Genomic DNA, 26067 nt, shown 5'->3' with positions numbered 1-26067 from the left:
AAAAACCGGAGCCTTAAAACGGGCTAGAAATGATATCCTAAATATTAAATATATCGGCCGGCCCGTCCGATGATCCTCCCTGGGACAAAACACGATGCTGCGAAATAAACAACTTGACAGAACGGCTTTTTTATGTTAGACATATACAAGTAATACAAGTAATTATTATTAAATAGCGGCGGTTATTCATCGATGAATACCTGCCCAAAAAGGAGGAAGAGGATATGACCAAGACATTGTTAGGTAAATTGTTGGTTAGCACCCTGCTGTTCAGCGTCGTTTTCTTGGGCTATGGCGGACTTTGCGGGACGACAAGCTCCAGCGACAATAATACCGGCAGCAGCGTCGTCGTTACCGGCACTGTCAACGGCGTTATCAGGACCGTATCCGGAACGGGCATGGCCAACGTGACCATTAATTTCTACAACCAGAATAATGTTTTGGTCGGAACTTTTATAACCGATATCAACGGCGCTTATACGGCCAACCTGCCGGCCGGCACATACACCATCCGGGTTCTGGCCACCGGCTATATCAATGACATCATTTCCGGGCTAACCGTCCAAAACAACATAAATACCACGGTTGAACCGGTTGAGCAAGTCCCAACGCCGACATTTGTTACCGGCACCGTTACCGGCATAATCACCGACGCCTATACCGGCCTGGGACTGAGCGGCGCAACGCTTTTATTCCGGTATGGAATCGGCGCAAATACCGGCACCGTCTCAGGAACAGCCACCACGGCTTCGGACGGCACTTATTCCGCCTCTCTGACCGCCGGAAATTACACCGTTGAGGCATTCCTTAACAGTTACACCGCGCTGTTCTTCACGGCCACCTGCCTGGGCGACGGGCAGACCAATACCAACCAGAATTCTTCGATGACACCGGTACTGTCATCAGGCCAGACCAGGATTGTCCTGACCTGGGGCGAACAGCCCTTAGACCTGGACAGCCATACCACCGGCCCGGTATCGGCCACGGCTAACAGCACCTATAAATTCTTTGTCCATGACTATTCTAACGGCTCATTAACCACAAGCAGTGCCATGGCCGCATCTTCGGCCCAGGTAAAGGTCTATCGCGGCAATCTCCTGGTAGCCACCTACAACGTGCCTAACCAGGCCGGAACGCTCTGGACCGTATTTGAGATGACCGAAGATACCATCACGCCGATTAATACCATGACTTATGCAAGCGTCTCCTATGATATCGGCGGCGTATCCTCCAATTATGATATGTTCCACGTCTATTTCTCAGCCATAGGCAATTTGACTGCCTCGCCCTATACCGAACTGGATGTCGATGATACCTCCAGCTACGGACCTGAAACCACCACAATTCTGCCCAGCGGTTCGGCCATTATCGTCGGCACGGCAACCGGCGTGGTCAAAAGCGCTGCAACCGGACTGGCCATGTCTGGCGTAACCGTTGAGTTCTGGACGCTGGCCAACACCTTGGCCGGGACTTACACCACGGATACTAACGGCACCTATACCGCCTCTATGGCCACAGGCACCTATAACGTCAATATCATATATTCCGGCTACAATACCGGGGCCATCTCCAACGTTACTGTCACGGGCGATATCACCACCACCCTTGAAACGGTCTCGTTGACCCTGATAAACACCACGCCTGGAACTGTTACCGGCGTTATCAAAGACGCATTTACCGGCATAGGCATCGGCAACGTGTCGCTTTCATTCAGATCCGGGATCAATGCGGCTACCGGCACCGTGGTCATGACCGCCACCACGACCTCGGGCGGCGCTTATACCGCGGCTAACCTGCCCGCCGGCAACTATACCGTTGAGGCTTCGTTAACCGATTACGCCACCATGTTCTTCACTGCGGTCTGCATCGGCAATGCGACCAATCCCGACCAAAACGCCACGATTACCCCGGTCCTGCCGGCCGGCCAGACCAGGATTGTCCTGACCTGGGGCGCGACGCCGTCCGACCTGGACAGCCATATGACAGTGCCGGTTACCACCGATATTACAACCAGACCGCATGTATATTACAACTCCAAGGGTAGCAGCTCAGCTGAGCCTTATGTTAACCTAGATATTGATGACATGGTTAGCTATGGCCCGGAAACTATCACCATCTACGTCCAGCGTAGCGGCGTATACAGGTATTCTATCCATGACTACTCTAACAAATCATCAAACACTAGCAGTGCATTGGGAGCCTCAGGCGCCCAGGTGAAGGTCTACCGCGGAAGCGGCCTGATAGCCACCTATAATGTGCCCAATCTGGCTGGAACGCTATGGACGGTATTTGAATTAAGCGACAGTACCATTACGCCGGTTAACTCCATGACCTATGAGAGCGACCCGGTTAACGTTAAACGCCTGGGTATGCCTAATACGGGTAATGACGTCGAATTGATACGGAATCTGCCCGCTAAGTAAACAAATAGACCCTAAACCTTAAGCCGCCCTGCGACATAGAATCGCAGGGCGGTTTTTTATCTACGCTGTCTCCGGCGCCCTAAATATTAAATATATTGACAAGCCTGTCCGATATAGTATCCATTATGATGCTTAATATGAAGAAAAAAGATGACACCGGTTTTCAGGATTTCGAACTGCGGCTTTACGAGTCGGCCGTCCGGGGCAATCCCAATAACATCCCGGCCTTGTCGGCATTAGGCTCTCTTTATACCCGGATGTCCCAGCTGGAAAAAGCCCTGGAAATCGACAAACGCCTGGTAACCCTGATACCCGAGGATTCGGTCTGCCATTACAACCTGGCCTGCTCGTTCGCCCTGATGAACCAGCCCGATAAAGCCTTCAACGAGCTGGAGATGGCCATCCTGTTAGGTTATAATAATCTGGAACATATGTTAAAAGACCCGGATTTTAACAGCATCAGAAACGACCTCAGATTCCAGGAAATCGCCAAGAAGCTTTCTTCCAAACCAAGCTGATTCAAATCTTAAACTCAAACAGCCGGCTGAATTCGTCTCTTAATGAAATGAGTTCTTCCGGAGGAATATCAATATCGGGTACTTCGTATGTCTTTATGATTGGAACGGCTTTGGGGTCGAGCGCAGCCTTGGGGTTTTCAATGGTTCTTTCCAGCACCAACCAACGCTGGTTTTCACGCACAGCGGTCTGCTTGAGCTTGAGCAGGCGTTTTCTGATAAGTATCAGTGAGAATAGGTAAACCACCCGGGACTTGAGTACCGGGTCAAACACCGGCATAGCAACTGCGGCTGAAGCCGCCATCGTTTCCTGGCCTGACTGTGCGGGCGAACCGGACGCAGACAAGGGTTGAGGGTTAACCATATTGTCGTAAAAGTTGAGAAGTATCTCTTTAGGCGTCTTGGGCTGTTCCTTGACCACCTGCTTCATCTGCCAGAAAGAAAACACGTCCGGCTGCTTGGCGCCGGACTGTTCCCAGCAGGCGCTGCAGAAATCCCTGCGCGTGAACCGTTCCTGTTCATCATTAACCAACACTTTTGGCCTGGGTTTCACTTTTTTGGATGTTACTGCTTGTGGCAACTCGTCCGGTGTCGGTATAACCTGGTTTGCCGGCGTCGTATCCGCGGCAGGTTCTGCCCGAACGGACGCCGTTACCGCGCTGGCCGGCGAAGCCATGGCAAGTGAAGAGAAATACGTCTCGTCAGCAATGAACTCTTTCTGACAGGCATTGCATTTCTTGCTTGTTTTGGCTATTGAAGTGTCCCAAACCATTATATTCTACACCCAATTTTCGAGTTTAGATAATACTTCTTCGGCCGCCTTGTCAAGGTATTCCAACCGTTTCTGCAGGGCCGCCGCCATTTTCTCATCCTTGATTGATTCCAGGTTTACCAAGACATTGAGCCGGGCGCCGCGCAACGCATTTCGGGTGAGCATAAATCCGATGTTGATGTCACTGAGTATCTGCGCCGGGCAAAGATGCTTTATCCGGTTAATCTGAAAAAGGTTCTGGATGCACAGGTCCATAGTCCGGGCCGGCACCTCGGCCGCCTTGACCAACGCCAGATTTATCCGGTGCCGCCGGTCAAGTTTATAATGGGGTATTTTATAAGCCTTGAGCACCAATTCGTATGACTTGCTGTCTTCCTCAGCCAACTTCAGGAGCTTGCGCCAGTTGGCATTAAATATACTGCGGCTTTCGGAACAGAGCCGGAATTTACCTTTTTCCTTCATCTTACGGCAGGTAATAGCCACGGCCATAGCGGCCAATGATGAACCTAAAGCCCCGGCATAAGCCGATACGCTGCCGCCTCCGGGCACGGCCGTCGGCTCGGATATCATCTTCAGGTATCGCTCTAATGTTATATTTCGGTAACTCATGGTTGTATTTTTACCTTTTAATATAACAGGGTCAAGGATTTTTGGGTTATTATTGACAAACCGGGCCGATAAAACTATTCTGGCTACTGAAATATGATTATTATCCCAACATCCCGGCATCTTACATTATTCATTGCCTGCCTGGCCTTGTGCTTGGCGGGGCAATCTGTTCTGCTGGGCGCGGCCGGCGATAAAATAATATCCAGCCGATCGTCGGTGCTGGACGATTTTACGTTGGACCTGTCGCTTCAGCAATGGGACACCAAAGGTAACTTCAAAATGCTGGGCGGCCCGGCCGCCACATCTAACCGATGGGAGCTTACCCACCCGGTGGACACAAACTTCCTGGTCTGGTCAGCCCAGTTTATCAGCACTAAAGATGACGCGCCTTTTTATATGTCCTACTCCCTGGGCCAAGGCGCTATCAAGGAAGATACAGTCCGCGATACCGACTGGGATACCAACGGGATGATATCCGACCTTTCTTATTCAACCAGCCGGGGGCATAATATCATTCATGATTTTAAAGTCGGCTACCGGCTGACCGGTCCGGAATCGCTTCATCCGGATAACCGGCCGGTCATATATTTCACCCTGGGTTATTTTTATCTGAAACAATCGGCTAACTATTACGACCCAACCGTGACCATATCCTCCTACAACCCGGTCAATATCTCCTGGTCTGAGAAGTGGGAAAAGTACAGTCTGGTTTACTCCGGCAATGAAATCGGTTTTAAAGGATTTTCCAAAATAAGCAAAAGGCTCAGCCTGGATATGTCCTTCGGCTATATGCCAACGCTGGGCGCTTCTTACAACGGGCTAAGATATCCTCAGCGGCCGCCGGGCAGTGAACGGGCCGAAGAAATAATCGCGACCGGAGACGGACTGAGTTATACCATACTCATTTCTTACAAACCTGCCCGTAACCTGTCCATCCAGGCGGGTTCGCAATACCTGCGGCTCTGGACCAAAGGCCAGGACCAGAAGGGCACAGCCTGGGCCGGCAGCTGGGAAAAGCTATCCACCAATTTTAAAGGATTGTCCTGGGGTGTCTTCTACAATTTTTAGCGTCACTGAAAGATAATACTATTGTCGTTAACGGCGTGGCTGACGGTTTTGTCAGGTTTTGTATCATCAAACAAACCGATATCGCCTCTATCAAGCCATGAATCCTCAAGAATACCCTCATCCCCGTGCACGGCTGCCCAGCCCGGTTATTCCAATATCCGGCACAAAAAACTTGACATATTCTTTTATTCCTGTATTATTTAGGCGGACTTACGAGTCCGTCTATTTATTATAGCAAAATAAAGGGACAGAAAACCCGTGAAGAGAAAACTGCGGTCGAAAGAAATCAAGGTGCGCCGCCAGGCGGACATACTGGATGCGGCCGCCGAAATCTTCGCTAAAACCGGCTATCACCTGACTGACGTCGAAGTCATCGCCGACCGGCTCGGCGTGGGCAAGGGCACCATCTACCGCTACTTCCCCACCAAACAAAAACTCTTTACCGCAGTAATGGAACAGATGATGAAAAAACTGGCCGGCCAGATGGCCAGTAAAATTGGCTCTATCACAAACCCGATCGACAAGCTAAAAGCCGTTATCCGCAGTCATATGGAGTTTTTCGGGAATAACATACACCTGCTTGAAATATTCATCCATTACCGGAGCGAATATAAAATCCAGTCCAAAAAAATATACCTCAAGCATTATGCCCGGGGGTTCAGGGGCACCGAGAAATTAGTGCAGCAGTGCGTTGACTTGGGACTGATTAAAAAGATACCGCCTCGAGCCATAGCTAACCTTCTGACGGATATTTTCTATGGAATACTTTTTACCACTTTTCTGGGCGTGAGCAAAAAGTCTTTCCTGGAAAAAGGTAAGTATTTGGAAGAAGTTTTTATTAATAACCTACTTTTATAGTCTAGCGGTCTGTGAAGAATAATGCCAACTATAGTAGGCTGCAACTTCGCAGGCAACCACTATAATAAATGAAAGGATTTTGTATGAGAAAATTTATCTCCTGCCTAATAATACTAACTCTTAACCCGGTTTTAATGCTCTATCCGCAAGAAGCCGGTTCGGAGCGCAAAAACAGTCCTCTTTCGCTGGATGAATGTATCCGAATTTCTATGGAAAATAACCGCCAGATATTGCTGGTTAACGAAGCGGCTAATCAGGCCGATGCTAAGTATGCTGAGGCGCGCGCCAGGCTTTTCCCAAGTGCGACGATTACCGCTTCTTATACCCGCCTAGATACCGTCCAGTCGTTTGAAGTTATGCCCGGTAAATCGGTGGAAATGGGCTCTCTCAATAACTATAAGGCCGACCTTGCGCTAAAACAGTCTGTTTATATGGGCGACCGTATCTGGGCCGGAATCCGCTCCGGTAAACTGGGCCAGCTTATGAGCTCAACCCAAAAAGATGACCTAGTCCGGGCCATTGTTTTCCAAACCAAGAGATCCTACTATGATGTAATTTTTAACGAGGAGATCGTCCGGGTTAATCTGACCAGTGAAGACGTTATAACCGCCCACCTAGATGACGTGGTCAAACAAAACCGCGAAGGCATGGCCTCCAACTATGATGTTTTGCGGACCCAAGTCCAGCTTTCCAATATCAGAACCCTGCGACTGCAGAGCCAGTCCAACCTGCAAAAAAGCAGGCTCGTCCTGATGAGCTTGATGGGGTTACCGCTTGAAGATGCCGCAAACATCAAACTAACTGACCGGCTGGTCTATACCGAATCTATGCCAACCCTGTTTGATCTCGAAGAAAATACCTTTACCAACCGGCCCGATCTGCGCTCGGCCCAGATAAAGATCGACCTTCAAAAAGAAATGGTCAAAATAGCCAAAGCCGAACACCTACCGACTGTGTCAATATCCGGCAGTTATGGCGAAGAAAAACCATCTCGTTATCTGGTTGGCCAGGATAAATGGGGCGATTACTGGTCGCTGACCGCGGTGCTATCCATCCCGGTTTACGAAGGCGGCCGGGTCAACGCCCGGGTCCGCCAGGAAAAATCCGCCCTGCAACAAGCCGAAATACTCCAGAATGACCTCAAGGAACGCATTCGACTGGAGCTGGCCCAAGCCGTTCTGGGCCTTAAAGATTCGCTGGCTTTGGTTATGTCCCAGAAAGATAATGTCAAACAGGCTGCCGAAGGCCTGCGTCTGGTGGAAATCGGATACAAAAACGGAGCCAATACCCAACTAGAGGTTATGGACTCCCAGATGGCGCTTGATACCGCATCCAAAAACTACGTCATGTCATTATATCAATATAATCTTTCTTTAGCAAACCTGGAAATGGTTACCGGTCAAATCCAGAACCTGAAAAAGTAGAAGATCGGGGTCGTGATTATGAGAAAACTTATTATCGGCATTTTGATTATCGCCGTCATGGTCGGCGGCGGATTACTTCTGCTAAAACGGATCCAGGAAATGCGAAAAAAAGACAAGAATAAAAATGCCGTGGCCGAAAAATTTATCCCGGTAATAACCCAAGAAATCATCCGAACGGATATGGTAGAAACGGCATCTACCTTCGGCTCAATAAAGGCTATTAACCAGGTTGACGTATACACCAAGGTCAGCGGCCGGGTGATAGAGCTCCTGGTAAAAAATGGCGAAACGGTCAGGGAAGAAGACACCCTGGCCATACTTGAAACATCCGCGATTGAAGCCCAGATGAGACAGGCTGTTTCGGCGCACGAGTCCGCCCAGGCCCAACTTAAGCAATTAAAAATCAGCATCGCCAATGCGGAAAAGGAACTATCCCGTATCCAGGAACTGCATAAAGAAGGGGCCGTATCTGATTCCCGGCGCGACCAGGTAGAAACACAGTATAAAACCTCTCTGGCCCAGAAAGAAGCTATCGAAGCCCAGATACGTCAGCTTGACGCCACACTGGAACTGGCCAATATAAATTATACCGAAGCCCATATCGGCGCGCCCATATCCGGCATTATTTCCCAACGTTATATCGACCTAGGCGATATGGTCACGCCACAAAGGCCAGTCTTCACTATCATTCAAACGGAAAAGGTCAAAGCTACGGCAGCCATACCGGAAAATATCATCGCCAGAGTCATCGTCGATAAAACTCCGGCCATCATCACCGTCGACGCCTACCCCAATAAAAACTTTGACGGCCTGGTCACCTACGTCTCCCCGGCCGTCGACCCGCGAAGCCGCAGCCTGGACATAGAAATCGAACTTGATAATAAAAATGTCCTGCTCAAAGCCGGTATGTTCTGCCGAATCGAACTGATGCTTGAACAGAAAAAGAATGTTATCGCCGTGTCCAAGGATATGCTGGTTTATAACCTAGCCGGTAACGACATCCAGGATTATGCGTTATTCGTGGTGCAGGGAAACAAAGCCAAGAAGATAGTGGTCAAAACCGGCATTTATTCCAAAGGACTGGTCGAAATAAAAGAAGGCCTCATGGAAGGCGATAAAGTTATTACTACGGTCGGCTCGCATTTATTCGACGGCTGTAAAATCGAAATAGTTAATAAATAACAAATCATTCATCATCAGGGTAAATCATGCTATTATCAGAATTTGGCGTAAAGCGACCCGTTACTAACTTAATGATATTCCTGGGGATTATCGTCTTGGGCGGCATGTCCATACTGTTCCTACCCATAGACCTGATGCCAAAAATGGAATGGCCGGCCATTACGGTTATGACCTCTTATCGCGGCGCGGCGGCCGAAGACGTGGAAACATCCATCACCAAGCCCATAGAAAACGACCTCTCGATTCTTACCAACTTAACCGAGGTCAACTCTTATTCCCGCGAAGGCGTTTCCAACGTCGTCTGCCGTTTCAACTGGGGCGCCAACCTCGATGAAGCCGCCAATGAAATCAGGGATCGCCTGGATTTCACCAAGATGCGCCTACCTTCGGACGCCGACAAACCCATTATGGTTAAATTCAGCACCAATGCCATGCCCATCCTTGCTTACGGATTCACGGCCCGGAAAAACTGGTCCAGGTTACACGAAATTCTGGACCAGGAACTAGCCACACCCCTGAAGCAGATTGCAGGCGTCGGCGCAGTTCAACTTATCGGCGGGATGATACGACAGATTAATATAGAAATAGACAAAAATAAGCTACTGGCTTACGGCACATCCATCAACGAGGTGGAATCGGCCATCCGTCTTCATAATTACTCCTTGCCGGCTGGCAGTATCAAGGTAGGACCTAATGAGTTTGCGCTTAAAACCCCCGGAGAATACAAATCCGTCGCGGAAATCAGCGGAACTATTATTAAAACAACCGGCGATAACATCCCGGTGCGCCTGCGTGATATCGCCGCGGTCAATGATTCTTTCCAAGAACCCAGCGGTATGGTCTATGTCAACGGCGATCCGGGAATTATGGTAATGGTACAGAAACAATCTGGCTCAAATACCGATACGGTCTGTAAGGCGATTGTCGATAAATTAGAACTAATAAAAAAGCGGATGCCGACCGACGTTAATTACTACGAAATGTTCAATACCGCCGACATGATTAACCTAACCATGAAAAATCTTTCCCAAACCGTGTTTATCGGCGGCATCCTGGTTATCTTAATCACCCTTATTTTCCTGGGCGAAATCCGCTCCAGCTTGATTATATCACTGACCATTCCGTTCTCGCTGATTTCAGCGTTCATCTTCATATACATCTGGGGCAAAACCATCAACATGATGTCTCTGGCCAGCATCGCCATTGCCATCGGCATGGTCGTAGATAACGCTATTGTCATTATGGAAAATATCTTCACCCACCGGGCTAAAGGCAAAGATGCCACCCAGTCCGCCATCGTCGGAGCCTCGGAAGTTGGCCTGGCCGTCAGCGCCTCTTCGCTTACTACCATTGTCGTCTTCGTCCCACTCATTTTTCTGTCCGGAATCACCGGCATTATCTTCAAAGAGCTGGGCGTTATGGTTATCGTTACCATTGCCGCCTCATTATTAACCGCCTTGACATTCACCCCCATGCTGGCTTCTAAAATACTCAGTTCCAAATCATCATTTGAGAAAAAGGGCTGGTTTATTTATGTTGAACACTTCTACGCCGGAATACTAGAATGGGTCCTCCACCATAAGGCCATCACCGTAACCATCGCCGGACTGGTATTAATCGGTTCTGTTGCGCTCTACCCGTTATTGGGCATAGAGTTTATCCCCGAAGAGGACAGCGGCGACCTGCAAGCCACCATGGAACTGGCTGCCGGCAAGAAGATGGAGGAGTCAACTCGGGTCGGAATGGAAGCACAGAAAATATTCAAGGAAGTGTGTGGTAAAGACATAGTCGCCATTTACATCCGGGCCGGTTCAGTCGGGATGGGCGGCGCAGCTATGGGCATGAAAGAAGGCCTTAACATCGTTATGATCGGCGCCAAACTGGTCAATGTCAAACAGCGTAAACGCTCCGATAAAGACATCGCCAGGGAAATCAGAGAAAAAATCAAAAATATACCGGGGCTGGTCAAAACGGACTTAAAAACCGGTAACCCCATAGGCTCTTTAATGATCAGCGCCGGGAAATCGCTGTCGGTAGAAATCTACGGCAACGATATGAAGGAAACCGACAAAATCGCCCTGGCCATCAAAAACATAATGGATACCACCGAAGGCGCCGTTGACACCACCATCAGCCGCGATATCGCCAAGCCGGAATGGAAAATTATGGTCGACGACGAAAAGGCTTCCAGCCTAGGCTTAACCAAAAATTATATTGCCAACACCTTAAGAACCTATTTCTACGGTAAGGTGGTTTCCAAGTACCGCGAGGACGGAAACGAGTATGATATTTTTATCCGTCTCCGCCCCGAAGACCGCAAATACTTAGAAAACGTGAGTGACGCTTTTATCGGTCTGCCCTCGATAGGCGGACAGCCCGGACAAAATATACAGGTTTCAAATATCGCCAAAATCAAGGAAGAATTCGGACCCATTGAAATAGAGCGAAAAAACCAAACCAGGATTGTCAGGGTTGAGGCCAATCTTGACAAACGGACACTGGGCGATGTGGCCAAAGATATCGAAACTAAAATATCCAAACTACCGATAAAAGAAGGCGTCAACATAAAAATCGGTGGCCTGGTTACCGAACAAAAAAAATCATTCCGGGACTTGGGGCTGTTATTGCTTTTAAGTATTTTTCTGGTCTATGCCGTCATGGCCAGCCAGTTTGAATCGCTCCAAGACCCGTTTATTATTCTTTTCTCGGTGCCCTTCGGATTCAGCGGTGTATTCTTGTCGTTATTCATAAGGGGTTACCCCATCAGCATGATTTCTCTACTCGGCGCAGTCTTGCTGGTAGGCGTGGTGGTCAATAACGCCATAGTTCTGGTTGATTATACTAATTTACTGAGACGACCGCTGTCAGAAGGTGGTTACGGCATGGGCCTCTTTGATGCGGTCTTCGAATCGGGCAAACGCCGACTTCGGCCGATTATGATGACCACCCTGACCACCGTATTCGGGCTCCTGCCCATGGCCATGCAAACCGGCGAAGGCTCCGAAAGCTGGCGCCCACTGGGCACAACTATTTTGGGCGGCCTGTTATTTTCAACTCTGGTAACCCTGTTCCTGGTGCCAGTGCTTTATATGGCGTTCAATAAGGACAAAAAACCCCAGCCCGGAGTCGAAGCTTAGCTCAAAATAAAATTGCGTATTGGACGTATGTTTTTCTTGACAAATAATGGTTATTATCTAAACTAAAAATTGCTCTATCTTGATTCTGGCATAGGAATATAAGTAAGGTCGGGTGCCAGGGGAGAGAAGAGAAAATGAGAAGTATCAACCACCGGACCTTTGGGACCTATTGAAGTAGGATACCGAGGAAAGGACAATCCGACCGAAGGAGAAAAGGACACATGGCAGACAAGCAACTGAAGTGTATGGAATGTGGCGGGGACTTCGCGTTCACGGAAGAAGAACAGAAGTTTCACCAGGAGAAGGGGTATACCAACGAGCCTAAACGTTGCCCCAAGTGCCGCCAGAACCGCCGGACCAAATTTGGACCGGGCAGTTCCGGATTCAGGGAAAGAGTTGAAGCCGTTTGCGCAGACTGCGGACAGAAAACAACCGTCCCGTTCAAGCCGGTTTTAAATAAACCAGTATATTGCGATTCTTGCTTCGCAAAAGTTAAAGGACAAAGAAACGGTTAAGTAAACCTATCGGGCGGGGGCGCTCAATGCGCCCCTGTCCTAAAATACAGGAATAACCAAATGTCTCCGGTAACTATCAGAGTTGAAGGTTCGATTGACAAAGCCCTGCGCCAGTTCAAAAGGAAATGTATTGACGCCGGTATCTATAACGAGCTCAAACGAGTCGCCTACTACGAAAAACCCAGCGAAACCAGGCGTAAAGCCGAGATAAAAAAAGGGAAAGTCGTCAGAAGCCTGCAGATGAAAAAACCGCCTCGCGGAGCCAAAATCCCGCTTCGTCCCAATTCTAGGCCGGGCTTTGGACCCAGGCCACCCAGGTAATCCAGGCAAATAAAATCACTCACCTGACAGAATAACCTCTCCGTCCAATTCTTTAAGCCGCACCATAGTTCCGCCCCGGATAAGCGCCGCCGACGCCCAATCAACTTCCGCCTGGTCTATCCGTATCCAGCCGACTGATTTGCCCTGAAAAATCACGTTGTATTCGTTCTTGGATTTAACGCCCTGAGTGCTACCCGCCGAAATAATTATCAGGTTCAGTCGTTCGTTTACGGACAGTATCCGGCATTTAAGCTCTGTTTTAGATTCCGTTTTAGTCTCCGTCCGGGCCAGGTTGTCATTTCCGTCCGTATTGTTCGCCGTATTTGCCGCCGGCTTTTTAGCCTGAGCTAAGGCCTCGGCGCTTTCACGGGCCAGCTTTAATTGGTCTCCCAGCTTGCCAATATTGGCCGTTAACTCCGATATCCGAACCTGCAACTGCTCATTTTCCTTCTGTAAAAGGTCCAACTTCTCGGAATAGCTCTGCTTGATGTTTTTCTCCCGCTTCTGGTAAATCCTATCATTGGACGGAGCCGAAGAGCACCCCGCCAGGACGGCTGCAAGAATACCCCCACAAATTACGGCTAAACAATGATTTATCATATAAATTATACTCCTCAAATACGCAACTGCCCGCTTACAAAAATCTATCTAACACATTAACCCACCCGGGTCAATTATTTCCGGCTTTAGATTCCACGTCAAATTGACGATAAAAATAGGGTATGAAATTCCTGTTTAACGGACTCTTATATATTGCCCGGCGCTGGGGTCTCCATATTATCGCCTTGGTCGGCATCAGCTTCCTTCTGCTTCTGGTCCACCGCAAGGCCTACGAATCATATTCCAACGACGAACGTTTTCGGATAAACCTGGACGTATTGCAGGTCATGGCTAACCCTGAATGGCTCACCGGCACTGAGCTGGAACCGCCGGTCAAGTCGTCGCTGACGCTCAATGTCAATACTAGCATCTTCGACAAATCCATAGTGTCCAGAATCCGCAGCCACTACGAAGCCAACCCCTGGGTAGCCAGGGTCGACTCCATTGAAAAGCGTTATCCCAACGAAATCGCCGTCAAGCTGGAAATAAGAAAGCCGCTGGTGGCCGTCGAGGTCAAACGCACCAAGAACCGTTCTTATTATTACCTGGTGGACGAGCAATCCGTACGCCTGCCGGGCGAATATGCCAAACTGCCTGAACTGCCCGTAACTCTACCGATTATCGTCGGCGTCAACACTGCTCCGCCAGCGGCCGGCATCAGGTGGAACGACCGCGGGCTTAACGACGCCCTAGCCGTAGCCGCGACTATGGAAAACTACCAGCTCTACGCCAAACTCGATATCGGACAGATAGATGTATCCAACTCTGGCGGCCGGCGCAATCCCAAGGAAAGCGAAATAACCCTCTGGACTAAGGACAAGATCGCCATTCAGTGGGGCCGGGCGCCCAATACCGACAAATACGGCGAGCTCTCGGTCGAGGAAAAGGTAAAGAACCTCAATTATGTCCTGAGTATCGCCCCGAAGTTACAGGGCATCAAATACGTCAAAATACAATTCCATAACCCCTGCATCGCCCTGAACGACCAGCCCAATAAGAAATAACCGCTAATAAAATATGGCTGGGGTTTATTGTTTAAGACTTGTTCCCGCCGCTATACCGTCCCGAATAAATATCCTATCTAAAACTACGTGACGGGTTTAATTAGTAAGGCCGGTATTTAAGGTTGTTCGCTTTCTGGCGTGCTATTGCCGCGTCAGGCCGGTCCGGATACCAGTCGGCGTATTCCTCGTAATGGCGTCCGGCCTCCTTGGTCTGCATACTCTGCTCCAGGCAATAAGCCAGCCACCACTTGGCCTCGGGATAACGCGCGTGGGTCGGGTAGCGGGACATAAAATTATTATACACCACCACGCCGTGATTGGCCCTGAACGTCCAGCGGTAAACACTACCTATCTTCATCAACCAGTCTGGAGCCGAAAGATTACCCATATTCTTCTCCGCGTAGTTCTCCATCAACCCCATCGAATAATTACTTATGATAATCAGCGGTAAAGCCAGAATGAAAAGTACCACCGCGACTATAATCAGTTTCTTGGCCATTATATTTCCTCCTATTGTTACTTATTCTTAAACTGGGGCGGACGTTTCTCAAGGAACGCCTTCAAACCCTCCTTACTGTCCGCGCTGGCGCTGTTAACCGCGAACAGGTTGGCCTCTAGATTCAGCCCTTCGGCCAGCGACATATCCATTCCACGATGCACCGCCTCCATCGCCGCTTTGACAGCCAGCGGCCCGCGCGACATAATCTTCCTGGTTATCGCCTCCGCCTCAGCCATCAACTGCTCCGAAGTACAGACCTTATTAACCAAACCCAATCGGTATGCCTCCTGGGCGTCTATCACATCGCCGGTCAGGATAAGTTCCATCGCCTTGGCCCGGCCGATAAGCCGTGGCATCCGCTGGGTGCCGCCATAGCCCGGAATAACACCCAGGTTAACCTCCGGCTGGCCGAACTTGGCCTTATCCGAACACAACCTCAGCGTGCAGGACATAGCCAACTCACAGCCGCCGCCCAAAGCAAACCCGTTTATCGCTCCGATAACCGGCTTGCCCAGATTCTCGACTAATAGCGTCAATCCCTGGCCCTTATACATCTTAGCCTTACCCGAAATCTGGTCCAGCTGAAACAGTTCCTCTATGTCAGCTCCGGCCACGAATGATTTATCGCCCGAGCCGGTCAGGATTACGGCCTTAACCGCATCATTATTCTTGATAACGCCAAAAACGTCGTATAACTCATTTATGGTCTGAGCATCCAGCGCGTTAAGCTTCTTGGACCGGTTGATGGTAACTATACCGATACCATCCTTTTCCTGGAATAGAATATTCTGGTAATCCATAAATACACCTTTCTCTGTAAATATAATATAATCATATTACCATATCCTATCACCTTATTGCAAGTTTTTTAGTGCCAGTTCCCACCAATGAAGGACCAACTTTCGGCGAAAAACCGTTATTGTCTCTTCTACAATCAAACCTATCTTAACTGAACAGTCGCATTGGGTTAGCACCTGCTTCAAACTCAAGGTTAGGCTAACCGCGTTATCAAGCAATATGGCTTAAGCAAACCAAATATTCATATTTTGGAGGTAAAATAACCTATAATTACAAAAAACCGGCAGGAAATGCAGGTTTTATACCATTTCCAAAGTAAATACTGGTTAGGGGGTACTACCCCCCTACTACCCCTCCCCCCATAGAGTACTACCCCCTACCCCACCCCTATACTACCTATGGGTATACCATATCTTATCCATAGGTAGCTCTTGTCGTATCCGTAGGCTATGGTTAGTATAGGAGTAGGGAGTGATACGACTAACCATAGGGTATGGCATATCTAACTATGGGTAGCCGGTAGTATACCTACAGGATATGGGTAATATATCCATAGGCTATGGTCAGTATAGGAGTAGGGAGTGGCACTACTAATCATAGGGTATGGCATATCTAACTATAGGTAGCCGGTATCGTACCTATGGGTGGAGGCATAATTATGAGTGGGGTGGCTGATTTGATGGGGACAACGCTTGAAAATGGACCAACTATAAATCTTTTCCGAATACGGAACTATCCCCAATTGTTAACAGATGGTCGTTTTCTCTGAGCCATTTCCGTGATTGCTTGTAGTCGGGGAATAATGCCGAGACCTTGTTCCAAAACCTCCGGGAATGGTTCTTGTGCTCCAGATGCGCCACTTCGTGCGCCACGACATAATCTATAATTCGCAGCGGCGCCATTATCAAGCGCCAGCTGAAGTTTAAATTGTTATTCCGTCCGCAAGAACCCCATCTTTTCCGCGCTTTGGTTATGCCCAACCGGTTATATTTCAAGTCGGTCTGCGTTAAATACAGGTTTACTCTTTCCGTTATCTTGCTACGGGCCTGGGCTTTATACCAATCGAGGAAGATACTCCCGGCCCGATTCAGGTATTCCTGTGATAGGAAGAACGCTTTATCAAACAATAAAGGACTGGCTTGGTTTTCTACTACAACTAACCTGTAACTATCCCCCAAATACAGGAATTCTTCACCATTCACGAACTCCTTGGGTTTGCCAGCCCGCACCTGTTTCTGGGCGATGCCTTGATGTTTCATTATCCAGGACCTTTTACGTTCGACTATTCGGTTAATATCAGTCTCGCTAACCCTGAACGGAGCCCGGACTATCAATGAGGCGTCACGGCATATCTGTAAACCGATTGACCGGCGCTTTGACCTGATTATCTTTGATATCTTAATCTCTGTCATTATGAAACCGCGAATTGGGCTGATTATACGGAAGGTTCTCGTTTATATTATCAATTACCGCTTCTGCAAAATCCGCTTAATCTGCGGTTACCTTTTGGTGCTGAATTCCAGCTCGCCGGGTTGGGCTTTACTGGCCTTTACATATACGGTATCGCCTGGCTTGAAGGTGCCTTCCAACAAAGCCAGTGCTAGGCCGTCCTGAACCTTTTTCTGGATGAGCCGCTTGAGCGGCCTTGCTCCGAAGAGCGGGTCGTAGCCGTCCATAGCCAGCAGTTCCTTGGCGCCGTCGGTAATCTGCAGTTTTATCTTCTGCTCGGCCAGCCGGGCTTCCAGGGACTTTACCTGGATGTCGACTATCCGGACTATCTGGTCTTTCTTGAGGGCGTGGAAGATGACGATGTCGTCGAGCCGGTTAAGAAACTCGGGCTTGAACTGTGCCCGCAGGGCGGTCATGGCCTGGTCCCGGAGCTTGCCCATATCGAGCGAGCCGGCCGCGTATTCCTGCATCAGGTGGGCGGCAATGTTAGAGGTCATTATGATAACGCAGTTCTTAAAATTAACCACCCGGCCGTGGCCGTCGGTCAGCCGACCGTCGTCAAGCATCTGGAGCAGGACGTTGAAGACGTCGGAGTGTGCCTTTTCTATCTCGTCAAAAAGCACCACGGCATAGGGTCGGCGCCGGATGGATTCGGTCAGCTGGCCGCCTTCGTCGTAGCCGACGTAGCCGGGCGGAGCGCCGATTAACCGGGCGACCGTGTGCTTTTCCATATATTCGGACATATCTATCCGGACCAGGGCGTGTTCGGAGTCAAACAGGAACTCGGCCAGCGCTTTGGCCAGTTCGGTCTTGCCCACACCGGTCGGACCCATGAACAGGAACGAACCGATGGGCCGGTTGGGGTCCTGCAACTGCGACCGGGCCCGGCGGATGGCATTAGATACAGCCTTGATGGCCTCGGCCTGTCCAACCACTCGGCCGGTCAGGCGCTCTTCCATCTTGACCAGCTTGGACTTCTCGCTTTCTAGCATGCGCGATACCGGCACGCCGGTCCAGCGCGAAACCACCTCGGCGATGTTCTCCTCACCTACCTCTTCCTGAAGCATCCGCGTTCCCTTCTGCTGTTCAGACAGTTTCTTGTTCTCGGCCTCGAACTGCTTGGTCAGCGCCGGGATGCGGCCGTATTGGATTTCGGCCACCTTGTCCAAGAAGCCCTTGCGGGTGAACTCCTCAGCTTGGGTCTTGAGCTCTTCTATCTCTTCTTTTATCCGGCTAACCTTCTGGATGTGGCTCTTTTCAGACTGCCAGCGGGTCTTTAATCCGTGCGCCTGCTCCTTGAGGTTGGCCAGTTCCTTTTCAGCCAGGGTTAAACGTTCTTTGGAGCCGGGGTCTGATTCCTTCTTGAGGGCGGATATTTCGATTTCCAGCTGGGTCATCCGGCGCTCGATGGCATCTATCTCGCGGGGCATGCTGTCCAGCTCCAGGCGCAGTGCGGCGGCGGCCTCGTCGACCAGGTCAATGGCTTTATCAGGCAGGAAGCGGTCGGCGATATATCTCTGGGACAGCGTAGCAGCGGCGACTAAAGCCGCGTCCTGGATGCGCACGCCGTGATGGATTTCGTAGCGTTCCTTGAGTCCGCGCAGTATGGAAATGGTGTCTTCCACGGTCGGCTCGCCGATGAGTACCTGCTGGAAACGGCGTTCCAGAGCAGCATCTTTTTCGACATACTTGCGGTATTCGTTCAACGTGGTGGCGCCGACGCAGCGCAGTTCGCCCCGGGCCAGCGCCGGCTTGAGCATATTGGAGGCATCCTGTGCGCCGCCTTCGGTAGCCCCGGCGCCGACCACGGTGTGGAGCTCGTCTATGAACAATATTATTTTACCTTCGGCCCCGGTGACTTCCTTGAGCAGGGCCTTGAGCCGGTCCTCGAATTCGCCCCGGAACTTGGTGCCGGCGATGAGGGCGCCCATATCCAGGGCCAGGACACGGCGGTTCTTCAATGGTTCGGGCACGTCGCCGGAGACGATGCGCCGGGCTAGACCTTCGACAATGGCCGTCTTGCCCACGCCCGGCTCTCCGATGAGAACAGGATTGTTCTTGGTGCGCCGGGATAGGACCTGCATCACCCGGCGGATTTCCTCGTCACGGCCAATAACCGGGTCGAGCTTTCCACGACGGGCCAGCTCGGTCAGGTCGCGGGTGTATTTAGCCAGAGCCTGGTATTTGCTTTCCGGCTCCTGGTCGGTAACGCGCTGGTTGCCGCGTACTTCGGTCAGGGCGGAGTAGAGTTTGTCTTTGGTGATACCAGCCCGCTTGAATATGGCGGACAGGACGCCGGATTTCTCCTCGGCCAGAGCCAACAGAAGGTGCTCGGTGGAAACGTATTCGTCCTTGAGCCGTTCGGCCTCGGCCGAGGCCGATTCCAGGATGGCCCGGAGGCGCTGGGACAGATAAGGCTGGCCGGTGGCACCCTCTACCCGGGGGAACTTGGACACAGCCTCCTCGATTTTAGCCATCAGCTCGCCGGACTCGACACCAACCTTCTGGAGCAAAGGCCCTACCAAACCTTCGGATTGATTCAAGAGGGCAAGGAGCAAGTGCTCGGGCTGGAGCTCCTGATGCCCGCGCTTGTCCGCCAAGGACTGGGCGTCCTGGATAGATTCCTGCGACTTGGTTGTGAATTTATCTAATTTCATAATTATTTATTATACCAGATTATCCGTATAATTCAAGAAAATAACATCCCGGAATGTGGTCTCTTTTTTATGGACAGAATTGGCTTTGGAAGTATATCTTAATCAAGTATTAATAACGAAAGGAGTTTTTATGGTCGGCAGAATAATCAGCATAGTTTTCATATATATTTGCACTTCAATTGCCTGGGTAATCCTGGGCGGCACGGTCAACTGGCGTTCCACCCAGCAGGATAAGGAGTTAAAGGAAGCTGTCGGCCAGTTGTGGGGCACCACCCAACGCCAGGAAGCGCCCGAGGTCTATTACCAGACATCCAAAGAGGTTAAGGTTAAGACCATCGAAGGCGGACAGACGGCTTATGAGACCAAGACCGAGACGACCAATCATTACCTGACGCTGGCCGGAAGCAACATCGACGCCGATATCAAGCTGGAATACAGGCAGAAAGGCCTGCTGTGGTATTCGACCTATCGTGTGAAGTTCACAGCCAAGTACCAGGTGGCTAACCCGACCGACGAAGCGCGCGAGGTGTTCTTCGAATTCCGCTTCCCGGTACAGAAAGCGGTTTACGATAATTTCAGGTTCGCCGTGGCCGGCAAGGAAATCAATAACATCAACGTCTCCGGCGGACTGGTCCGGCGAACACTAAAACTCAATCCCAACCAGGCCGAGGAGGTGGAAGTATCCTACCAGTCGCAGGGGTTGGATGAATGGTGGTACGGCTTCGGCGAAGACGTCAACCAGATTAAGAATTTCTCGCTGACCATGCACACCGATTTCAACCAGATTGACTTCCCGGAAAACAGCATCTCGCCCACGGAGAAGCAGAAGTCCAACAACGGCTGGACGATGCTGTGGAAATACAACAACCTGCTTTCGGGCATCCAGATAGGAATGGTTATGCCCAAGAAGCTCAATCCCGGCCCGTGGGTCAGCCAGGTGACCTATGCGGCGCCGGTGTCGCTATTCCTGTTCTTCTTCCTGCTTTTCATCCTGACCACGGTCAAGAACATCAGGATACATCCGATGAACTTCTTCTTCATCGGTGCGGCGTTCTTTAGCTTCCACCTGCTATTGGCTTACCTGGTCGACCACGTCTCGATACACGTGTCGTTCCTGATTTGCTCGGCCGTATCAATATTCCTGGTGGTCTCTTATATGAAATTGGTGACCGGCAGTAAGTTCGCCTTCCTGGAAACTGGTATTTCGCAATTCGTCTACCTGGTGCTCTTTTCGTACACATTCTTCTTCAAGGGGCACACCGGGCTGGCCATCACCATACTTTGCATCATCACGTTGTTCCTGGTGATGCAGTTCACCGGGCGGCTCGACTGGGACAAGGTTTTCGCCCGGCCCAAAAAAACAGGAGAATAGCGTGCTGATTAAAGCGAAACTGATATTCCTGACAGCGCTGGCAGTAACAGCACTGGCCTGGACCGGATGCGGTTCGGGTAATAACAACATCATCCTGGCCACGACCACTTCGGTCCAGGATACCGGGTTCCTGGACAAAGTCATTCCGTTATTCGAATCCGCACAGGGCTATAATGTCAAGGTCATTGCGGTCGGATCCGGCCAGGCGCTGGCCATGGGCCGGCGGGGCGAGGCCGACCTGCTTCTGGTGCACAGCCCGGACGACGAGGAAAAATTCGTCAAGGAAGGCTGCGGCATAAGCCGGCGACCGCTGATGTTCAACTTCTTCGTCATCCTCGGCCCGGCTGACGACCCGGCCGGAGTGTCCAAAGCCGGATTCCCAACCAACGCCTTCAGATTCATCTACGAAAAACGGGCTCCATTCGTGTCCCGGGGCGATAATTCCGGCACGCACCAGCGGGAAAAGAAACTCTGGCAGGTGACCGGCATCTTCGCGCCGGGGCAGTCGCCCGATTACCCGGGCTATATCCAGACCGGACAGGGTATGTCCGAAACCATCACCATCGCCGACCAGAAAAAAGCTTATACGCTTTCGGATTATGGGACATATCTAGCCCGCAAGGATAAAATATCGCTCAAACCGGTTTTCAATGAGCCATCTCAACCAACTGACTCCTCGCTCATCAATATTTACAGTGTCATCGAACTTAACCCCGAGCGGTTTGCCAAAATAAACGCCACCGGCGCCAAGGCGCTGGCCGGCTTCTTGGCCTCGAAAGAGGTTGCGGAGATAATCAGGAATTACGGCCGGAATAAATACGGCGAACCGATGTTTTCCATCATAAAGTAATCGCTCACCAGATAAAGGTTGACAGGTAACCGCCAAGATATAGATTTGCACCAAAACAACCGAAAGCCTTAACGGCAAAGGAGGTCGCGATGGAAGAAGCCAAAAAACCGGAACAGCTGGCCAGGTCACCGGAAACCTGCCAAGGATGCAATAAAGAAATCCCTGAAGGACAGGCGTCTTTCCTTAATAACGCCGCATTCTGCCGGGCCTGCCGAGACCAGACCATTACGGCGCTTGAGGCTGAGGAAGCTACCGGCAGAGATATGTTCACGGCCATATTAGGCGGCTGTGCCGCAGCCATTATCGCCGGTATTGTCTGGGGGTTGATTGCTATCTGGGTTAATTATGAAATCGGCTATATGGCCATCGGCGTGGGCGCACTGACCGGTTACGGCGTGTTCTGGGCGACCGGCAAAAAACGCGGACTGTCCCTGCAGGTGATTGCCTCAGCCACCAGCCTCTTGGGCATTCTGATTGGTAAATATATCAGCTTTCACCACTTCTTCCGGAAGGGCGTCGAGACCTACCTTAAAGAGAATGAAGCCAACTTAACGGCGCCCATCAACGAATTGATGAGCCAATTTTCCCTTTTCAGCGGAAAGATAATATCCTCGTTTTTCGCCAATATCTCTAATATGGTTTCGGGATATGATTTCCTCTGGATAATCCTGGCCATCTGGTCGGCATACAAGATAACGGCCATGCGCAAGGTGCAGTTTACCAATACCAAAGCCAATATTAACGCTAAATAATTCTGCGCCTTTGAAGCGGTTTTTATTGACGCTGGGGCAAAAATTAATACCATTGGGGCTATGTTAATGAAATATCTAAGCATTATTTTCGCCTGCTGCTTCTTGGCCGCCTGTGCTTCACGGCCTAAGCCGTCCATTTCTTCGGTCGACCCGGACCTGAGGCGCGAGGCCATCGTGCAGATGTCCAACTCAAGCGAGGCCGCCAAGCACCTGCCTGTTTTCACGGAGATGCTCCAGAACGACCAGGACCCGCTGGTCAGGGCCATTGCGGCCCGGAGCCTGGGCCAGCATAAATACCAGCCGGCCGTGCCGGCCCTGATAAAAACGCTGGAAGACAAAAACGCCTTCGTGCGCCAGGATGCGGCCATGGCTCTGGGCCAGATTGCCGACAAATCGGCCTTGCCGGCCCTGCTCAAGTCGCTGGACAGCGACACCTACGCCGATGTCCGCCGGACGATTGCCCAGGCGCTCAGGCCGCCGTTCATATCCGAGCCGGATTTGGCCGTGGTTAACGGATTGCTCGAACGGTTTAATGACGTCAGCAAAGGCGTCGGTTTTGCCGCCTTCCAGTCGTTGCAACAAGTTACCAGGCAAAACCTGCCTTTCGATGTCAAGGAATGGGAAAAATGGCGCGATGCCGAAATGAAACCTCAGATTAGCACTGATAAAAACTGATACCAATACCGTGATAGCTTCATTCATCCCCAAACAAATAACTTATAACGGCCGGCAGATAGAATCGCTCTGGGCCTACAAGACGTTCCGCATCCAGGGCGACAGCATCGTCGCCTTCATCGGCCGGTGCAACATACCCTTTTCCAATATGGTCGACCAGGAAGACCGGCTGGCTAAGAGCAAAATCTACGGCCCGCTGATGCTTCATTTCATGGTGGAACATTTTGATACTGATTTGAACAAAGCCATATTAAAACAACGGCTGCTGTCGGTGATTGTCAAGGACGTGCTCGAGAACGATTATAAAATCCGCGGCATCCGTCGCGCCGGCGACGACCTTTATGACGGAAAATACAAACTGTCTATTTCCATCGCCACGGCCAGCCCGGTTTCCACCAAGATACATTTCGGCATCAACATCAAGTCAAAAGGAACGCCGGTGCCGACCAGGGGGTTAGATGATTACAAAATCAAGGCGGTCAAGTCGTTCGCCCTGGAGGTGATAAACCGTTACTGCCAAGAGATGGTTGCTGTCCAGAAAGCCCGGACCAAGGTGAACTGGATCAAGTAGGATTTATTCTGTCCTGAGGTAACGGTAATTCTTCCGCTGTTTTATCCGCATCTAATAAAACTGTTTCAGGCCCGCCGGCGGATTTTGCTATCAGCCAAAGGTTAACCAAATTAATCAGAAAATGTGCCGTTATCGGCGCAATCAGGTTATGCCCGGTGTAATCGTAAAGCCCGCCTAAAATAAATCCCATCACTATCGCGAACATGGTCCAGGGTATCATAAACCGGGAAAGCGGGAAGTGCATCAGACCGAACAGGATACTGGTGATTATCAGCCCCAGGTGCGGCTGGAGCGCGCCCCGGAATATGGTCTCCTCGGCCACGCCGCTGGCCAGCGCGATGACAACAACCTCGTAGAGCTTTAAGCGTCCCAGTATCCGCCGGAACTCCTCCTCCAACTGCCGGAATACCCTGATATTCGAAAGGAACCGCGTGGCGGCAATGATAATGACGGCTACTCCGGCGCCGAAACCGAAATATAGCGGTGAATCCTTTCCGGCCCAGAACGATTGAACCAGCCCGATGCCGGTGGATTTCTCAGTCATCAATATGGCAAAGCCGGCCCCCAGCAAACCGATGCCGTAAACAACCACCACAAACGGCAGCAGGCTGATGCTTCCGGAGCCGGTGGCGGACGCATCCGCCGGCCCGGCTTTGACCGGCCTGAATCGGGTCATCGCCAGCACGACCGCGATACCGCCAAGGGAATCAAACAGAAAATCCCACTCGCTCATCTGCCGGCCGGGAACGAATAATTGGTGCCACTCGTCGCTGAAGGCGTAGATAACCGCAACCAGCACGCTGATGACCGGCGCCCTGGCCCTAAGCCAGCCGCCCGAATCGGCGCAGGCGCGGTAAAGGAAATAACCCAGTATGGCGTATTCGAAGAAATGGGCGATTTTATCGGCTGATATGGCCGGACTGGCCGGCAGGGGCGGAATCTGAAAGCTGGAAACCAGGAATATCAGTCCGGCATAAACTCCGGTCAATAACCAGTAACGGTTTTTCATCCGGTTACTTCTTAATCTTCCTTATTTCCTGGGTCAGCACCGGCACCACCTCGAACAGGTCGCCCACCACGCCGTAGTTAGCCACCTTGAATATGGGCGCTTCGGGGTCCTTGTTTATGGCCACGATGCATTTGGACGACGACATCCCGGCCAGATGCTGGATGGCGCCGGATATGCCGCAGGCGATATAAACCGTTGGGCAGACGGTCTTGCCGGTCTGGCCGACCTGGTCGTCGTGCGGGCGCCAGCCCGAATCGACCGCGGCGCGCGATGCGCCCACCGCGCCGTTGACGGTCGCGGCCAGCTCTTCCAGAATCTTGTAGTTCTCCGGACCCTTCATTCCCCGGCCGCCCGAAACGATGATGTCCGCCTCGGTCAACGGCATCTTCTTGTCGCCGGATTTTACGGCTTTCTTGAAGACCACCCGCAGGTCGTTGGCATCGAGCGACACGGCCAGCTTCTCGACGGCCGCGCTCTTCGAGGCGTCCGGCGCTGACAACGGAAACATCTTGGGCCGGAGCGTGATGATGGCCGGAGATTTGTTTATCTTGATGGTCACGATGGCCTTGCCGGCGTAAACCGGGCGGCGGACGATGAAGCTGTTGTCGTAGGAAACGCTGATGCAATCCTGGGCCGCGCTGGTCTGCAGAGCAGAACCGACACTGCCTGATAAATCCTTGCCCACCGGCGTAGCCGACATAAAAACGGCCAGCGGCTTGACCTTTTCCACCGCCTGATTCAATGCTTTTGTATAAGCCGCCGTGGTATACGCCTGGAACTCCTTGGCGTCGACGACCAGGACCTTACCCGCGCCGTAAGCGCCCAGACCCTGAGCCAGCGATTCGACCTGATGCCCGACCAGCAATCCGATTACCTCGGACTGGGTTTTATCGGCCTGCCGCTTGGCCTCGGACAGGGCCTCCAGGGATAACTTCTTCACCGCGCCGTTCGATACCTCGATAAATACTAAAATAGGTTGTGACATCTCAGACCTCCGCTAATAAAAT

Annotated in this window: 24 protein-coding genes; 15 read left to right on the top strand and 9 right to left on the bottom strand. The window is 51.1% G+C overall.

Going from position 1 to position 26067, the window contains the following annotated elements; genetic code table 11:
* The first annotated feature begins 224 nt into the window (after positions 1-224).
* Together WC980_05245 and WC980_05240 are read left to right on the top strand one after the other, a co-directional pair.
* Positions 225-2423, top strand: coding sequence for a carboxypeptidase regulatory-like domain-containing protein (locus tag WC980_05245; GenBank protein MFA5794457.1), 2199 nt, complete (start codon positions 225-227; stop codon positions 2421-2423).
* A 125-nt stretch (positions 2424-2548) separates the two neighbouring features.
* On the top strand, positions 2549-2941 hold the full coding sequence (locus tag WC980_05240; GenBank protein ID MFA5794456.1) for a tetratricopeptide repeat protein: 393 nt from the start codon (positions 2549-2551) through the stop codon (positions 2939-2941).
* Between the two features lies 1 nt (position 2942).
* On the opposite strand, the gene WC980_05235 is transcribed toward WC980_05240, so the two are convergent.
* Both WC980_05235 and WC980_05230 read right to left on the bottom strand, forming a co-directional pair.
* Positions 2943-3710 carry a hypothetical protein gene (locus WC980_05235; protein ID MFA5794455.1) on the bottom strand — a complete coding sequence of 256 codons (768 nt, stop codon included), beginning with the start codon at positions 3708-3710 and terminating at the stop codon, positions 2943-2945.
* 6 nt (positions 3711-3716) lie between these two features.
* Entirely contained in the window at positions 3717-4319 is a 603-nt protein-coding gene (locus WC980_05230; GenBank protein MFA5794454.1) for a cyclodeaminase/cyclohydrolase family protein, read from the bottom strand.
* 93 nt (positions 4320-4412) lie between these two features.
* Here WC980_05230 and WC980_05225 point away from each other — a divergent pair, with 93 nt between their 5' ends.
* From WC980_05225 to rpsU, 7 genes are all read left to right on the top strand, one after another.
* The gene (locus tag WC980_05225; GenBank protein ID MFA5794453.1) at positions 4413-5387 is read left to right on the top strand and encodes a hypothetical protein; all 975 of its coding nucleotides are present in this window, start codon (positions 4413-4415) and stop codon (positions 5385-5387) included.
* A gap of 258 nt (positions 5388-5645) precedes the next feature.
* Positions 5646-6245 (top strand): TetR/AcrR family transcriptional regulator, encoded by a 600-nt coding sequence (locus WC980_05220; protein ID MFA5794452.1) that lies wholly within the window; start codon positions 5646-5648, stop codon positions 6243-6245.
* 83 nt (positions 6246-6328) lie between these two features.
* Positions 6329-7669 carry a TolC family protein gene (locus WC980_05215; protein ID MFA5794451.1) on the top strand — a complete coding sequence of 447 codons (1341 nt, stop codon included), beginning with the start codon at positions 6329-6331 and terminating at the stop codon, positions 7667-7669.
* Between the two features lie 18 nt (positions 7670-7687).
* Positions 7688-8851 (top strand): efflux RND transporter periplasmic adaptor subunit, encoded by a 1164-nt coding sequence (locus tag WC980_05210; protein MFA5794450.1) that lies wholly within the window; start codon positions 7688-7690, stop codon positions 8849-8851.
* Between the two features lie 26 nt (positions 8852-8877).
* Positions 8878-11988 (top strand): efflux RND transporter permease subunit, encoded by a 3111-nt coding sequence (locus WC980_05205; GenBank protein ID MFA5794449.1) that lies wholly within the window; start codon positions 8878-8880, stop codon positions 11986-11988.
* Between the two features lie 221 nt (positions 11989-12209).
* Complete coding sequence (locus tag WC980_05200; GenBank protein MFA5794448.1) at positions 12210-12503, top strand: zinc-ribbon domain containing protein; 294 nt, start codon at positions 12210-12212, stop codon at positions 12501-12503.
* Between the two features lie 60 nt (positions 12504-12563).
* Complete coding sequence (rpsU, locus tag WC980_05195; GenBank protein ID MFA5794447.1) at positions 12564-12824, top strand: 30S ribosomal protein S21; 261 nt, start codon at positions 12564-12566, stop codon at positions 12822-12824.
* Positions 12825-12839: 15 nt separating this feature from the next.
* Here the strand turns inward: rpsU and WC980_05190 are convergent, their stop codons facing one another.
* Entirely contained in the window at positions 12840-13424 is a 585-nt protein-coding gene (locus tag WC980_05190; protein ID MFA5794446.1) for a hypothetical protein, read from the bottom strand.
* Between the two features lie 122 nt (positions 13425-13546).
* On the opposite strand from WC980_05190, the gene WC980_05185 reads away from it, so the two are divergent.
* On the top strand, positions 13547-14428 hold the full coding sequence (locus WC980_05185; protein MFA5794445.1) for a hypothetical protein: 882 nt from the start codon (positions 13547-13549) through the stop codon (positions 14426-14428).
* A gap of 100 nt (positions 14429-14528) precedes the next feature.
* Here WC980_05185 and WC980_05180 read toward each other — a convergent pair whose 3' ends face one another.
* The 4 genes from WC980_05180 to clpB form a co-directional block, all read right to left on the bottom strand.
* Positions 14529-14927 carry a hypothetical protein gene (locus WC980_05180; GenBank protein ID MFA5794444.1) on the bottom strand — a complete coding sequence of 133 codons (399 nt, stop codon included), beginning with the start codon at positions 14925-14927 and terminating at the stop codon, positions 14529-14531.
* Between the two features lie 17 nt (positions 14928-14944).
* Positions 14945-15727, bottom strand: a complete 783-nt coding sequence (locus WC980_05175) for an enoyl-CoA hydratase-related protein (protein ID MFA5794443.1) — start codon at positions 15725-15727, stop codon at positions 14945-14947.
* A 705-nt stretch (positions 15728-16432) separates the two neighbouring features.
* Positions 16433-17137 (bottom strand): SprT family zinc-dependent metalloprotease, encoded by a 705-nt coding sequence (locus WC980_05170; protein ID MFA5794442.1) that lies wholly within the window; start codon positions 17135-17137, stop codon positions 16433-16435.
* 87 nt (positions 17138-17224) lie between these two features.
* Positions 17225-19831, bottom strand: coding sequence for an ATP-dependent chaperone ClpB (clpB, locus tag WC980_05165; GenBank protein MFA5794441.1), 2607 nt, complete (start codon positions 19829-19831; stop codon positions 17225-17227).
* Positions 19832-19961: 130 nt separating this feature from the next.
* Between clpB and WC980_05160 the strand changes: the two genes are divergently transcribed.
* The 5 genes from WC980_05160 to WC980_05140 all read left to right on the top strand — a co-directional run bounded on the left by WC980_05160 (position 19962) and on the right by WC980_05140 (position 24051).
* Complete coding sequence (locus WC980_05160; GenBank protein MFA5794440.1) at positions 19962-21203, top strand: inner membrane CreD family protein; 1242 nt, start codon at positions 19962-19964, stop codon at positions 21201-21203.
* A 1-nt stretch (position 21204) separates the two neighbouring features.
* Complete coding sequence (locus tag WC980_05155; GenBank protein ID MFA5794439.1) at positions 21205-22053, top strand: substrate-binding domain-containing protein; 849 nt, start codon at positions 21205-21207, stop codon at positions 22051-22053.
* Positions 22054-22142: 89 nt separating this feature from the next.
* On the top strand, positions 22143-22805 hold the full coding sequence (locus WC980_05150; GenBank protein MFA5794438.1) for a hypothetical protein: 663 nt from the start codon (positions 22143-22145) through the stop codon (positions 22803-22805).
* A 60-nt stretch (positions 22806-22865) separates the two neighbouring features.
* Positions 22866-23480, top strand: coding sequence for a HEAT repeat domain-containing protein (locus WC980_05145; GenBank protein ID MFA5794437.1), 615 nt, complete (start codon positions 22866-22868; stop codon positions 23478-23480).
* A gap of 10 nt (positions 23481-23490) precedes the next feature.
* Positions 23491-24051 carry a DUF366 family protein gene (locus tag WC980_05140; protein MFA5794436.1) on the top strand — a complete coding sequence of 187 codons (561 nt, stop codon included), beginning with the start codon at positions 23491-23493 and terminating at the stop codon, positions 24049-24051.
* On the opposite strand, the gene WC980_05135 is transcribed toward WC980_05140, so the two are convergent.
* Both WC980_05135 and WC980_05130 read right to left on the bottom strand, forming a co-directional pair.
* A complete protein-coding gene (locus WC980_05135; protein ID MFA5794435.1) occupies positions 24044-25060 on the bottom strand; it encodes a VanZ family protein in 1017 nt (338 codons plus the stop codon). The genes WC980_05140 and WC980_05135 overlap by 8 nt on opposite strands.
* A 4-nt stretch (positions 25061-25064) precedes the next feature.
* Positions 25065-26045, bottom strand: a complete 981-nt coding sequence (locus WC980_05130) for an electron transfer flavoprotein subunit alpha/FixB family protein (GenBank protein MFA5794434.1) — start codon at positions 26043-26045, stop codon at positions 25065-25067.
* Positions 26046-26067: the final 22 nt, after the last annotated feature.

The organism is Candidatus Brocadiia bacterium (assembly GCA_041658285.1).
In the GTDB taxonomy this organism is placed as follows: Bacteria; Planctomycetota; MHYJ01; order JACQXL01; family JACQXL01; genus JBBAAP01.
The sequence above is the reverse complement of the archived record's forward strand: the minus strand, read 5'-3'. Positions and strand labels throughout refer to the sequence as shown.

Coding starts and splice junctions, on each gene's coding strand:
- WC980_05150 (MFA5794438.1), top strand. CDS start 22,143: ATGGAAGAAGCCAAAAAACCGGAACAGCTGGCCAGGTCACCGGAAACC.
- WC980_05160 (MFA5794440.1), top strand. CDS start 19,962: ATGGTCGGCAGAATAATCAGCATAGTTTTCATATATATTTGCACTTCA.
- WC980_05245 (MFA5794457.1), top strand. CDS start 225: ATGACCAAGACATTGTTAGGTAAATTGTTGGTTAGCACCCTGCTGTTC.
- WC980_05130 (MFA5794434.1), bottom strand. CDS start 26,045: ATGTCACAACCTATTTTAGTATTTATCGAGGTATCGAACGGCGCGGTG.
- WC980_05135 (MFA5794435.1), bottom strand. CDS start 25,060: ATGAAAAACCGTTACTGGTTATTGACCGGAGTTTATGCCGGACTGATA.
- WC980_05185 (MFA5794445.1), top strand. CDS start 13,547: ATGAAATTCCTGTTTAACGGACTCTTATATATTGCCCGGCGCTGGGGT.
- WC980_05180 (MFA5794444.1), bottom strand. CDS start 14,927: ATGGCCAAGAAACTGATTATAGTCGCGGTGGTACTTTTCATTCTGGCT.
- WC980_05175 (MFA5794443.1), bottom strand. CDS start 15,727: ATGGATTACCAGAATATTCTATTCCAGGAAAAGGATGGTATCGGTATA.
- WC980_05225 (MFA5794453.1), top strand. CDS start 4,413: ATGATTATTATCCCAACATCCCGGCATCTTACATTATTCATTGCCTGC.
- WC980_05200 (MFA5794448.1), top strand. CDS start 12,210: ATGGCAGACAAGCAACTGAAGTGTATGGAATGTGGCGGGGACTTCGCG.
- WC980_05190 (MFA5794446.1), bottom strand. CDS start 13,424: ATGATAAATCATTGTTTAGCCGTAATTTGTGGGGGTATTCTTGCAGCC.
- WC980_05170 (MFA5794442.1), bottom strand. CDS start 17,137: ATGACAGAGATTAAGATATCAAAGATAATCAGGTCAAAGCGCCGGTCA.
- rpsU (MFA5794447.1), top strand. CDS start 12,564: ATGTCTCCGGTAACTATCAGAGTTGAAGGTTCGATTGACAAAGCCCTG.
- WC980_05215 (MFA5794451.1), top strand. CDS start 6,329: ATGAGAAAATTTATCTCCTGCCTAATAATACTAACTCTTAACCCGGTT.
- WC980_05230 (MFA5794454.1), bottom strand. CDS start 4,319: ATGAGTTACCGAAATATAACATTAGAGCGATACCTGAAGATGATATCC.
- WC980_05210 (MFA5794450.1), top strand. CDS start 7,688: ATGAGAAAACTTATTATCGGCATTTTGATTATCGCCGTCATGGTCGGC.
- WC980_05205 (MFA5794449.1), top strand. CDS start 8,878: ATGCTATTATCAGAATTTGGCGTAAAGCGACCCGTTACTAACTTAATG.
- WC980_05145 (MFA5794437.1), top strand. CDS start 22,866: ATGTTAATGAAATATCTAAGCATTATTTTCGCCTGCTGCTTCTTGGCC.
- WC980_05235 (MFA5794455.1), bottom strand. CDS start 3,710: ATGGTTTGGGACACTTCAATAGCCAAAACAAGCAAGAAATGCAATGCC.
- WC980_05240 (MFA5794456.1), top strand. CDS start 2,549: ATGATGCTTAATATGAAGAAAAAAGATGACACCGGTTTTCAGGATTTC.
- clpB (MFA5794441.1), bottom strand. CDS start 19,831: ATGAAATTAGATAAATTCACAACCAAGTCGCAGGAATCTATCCAGGAC.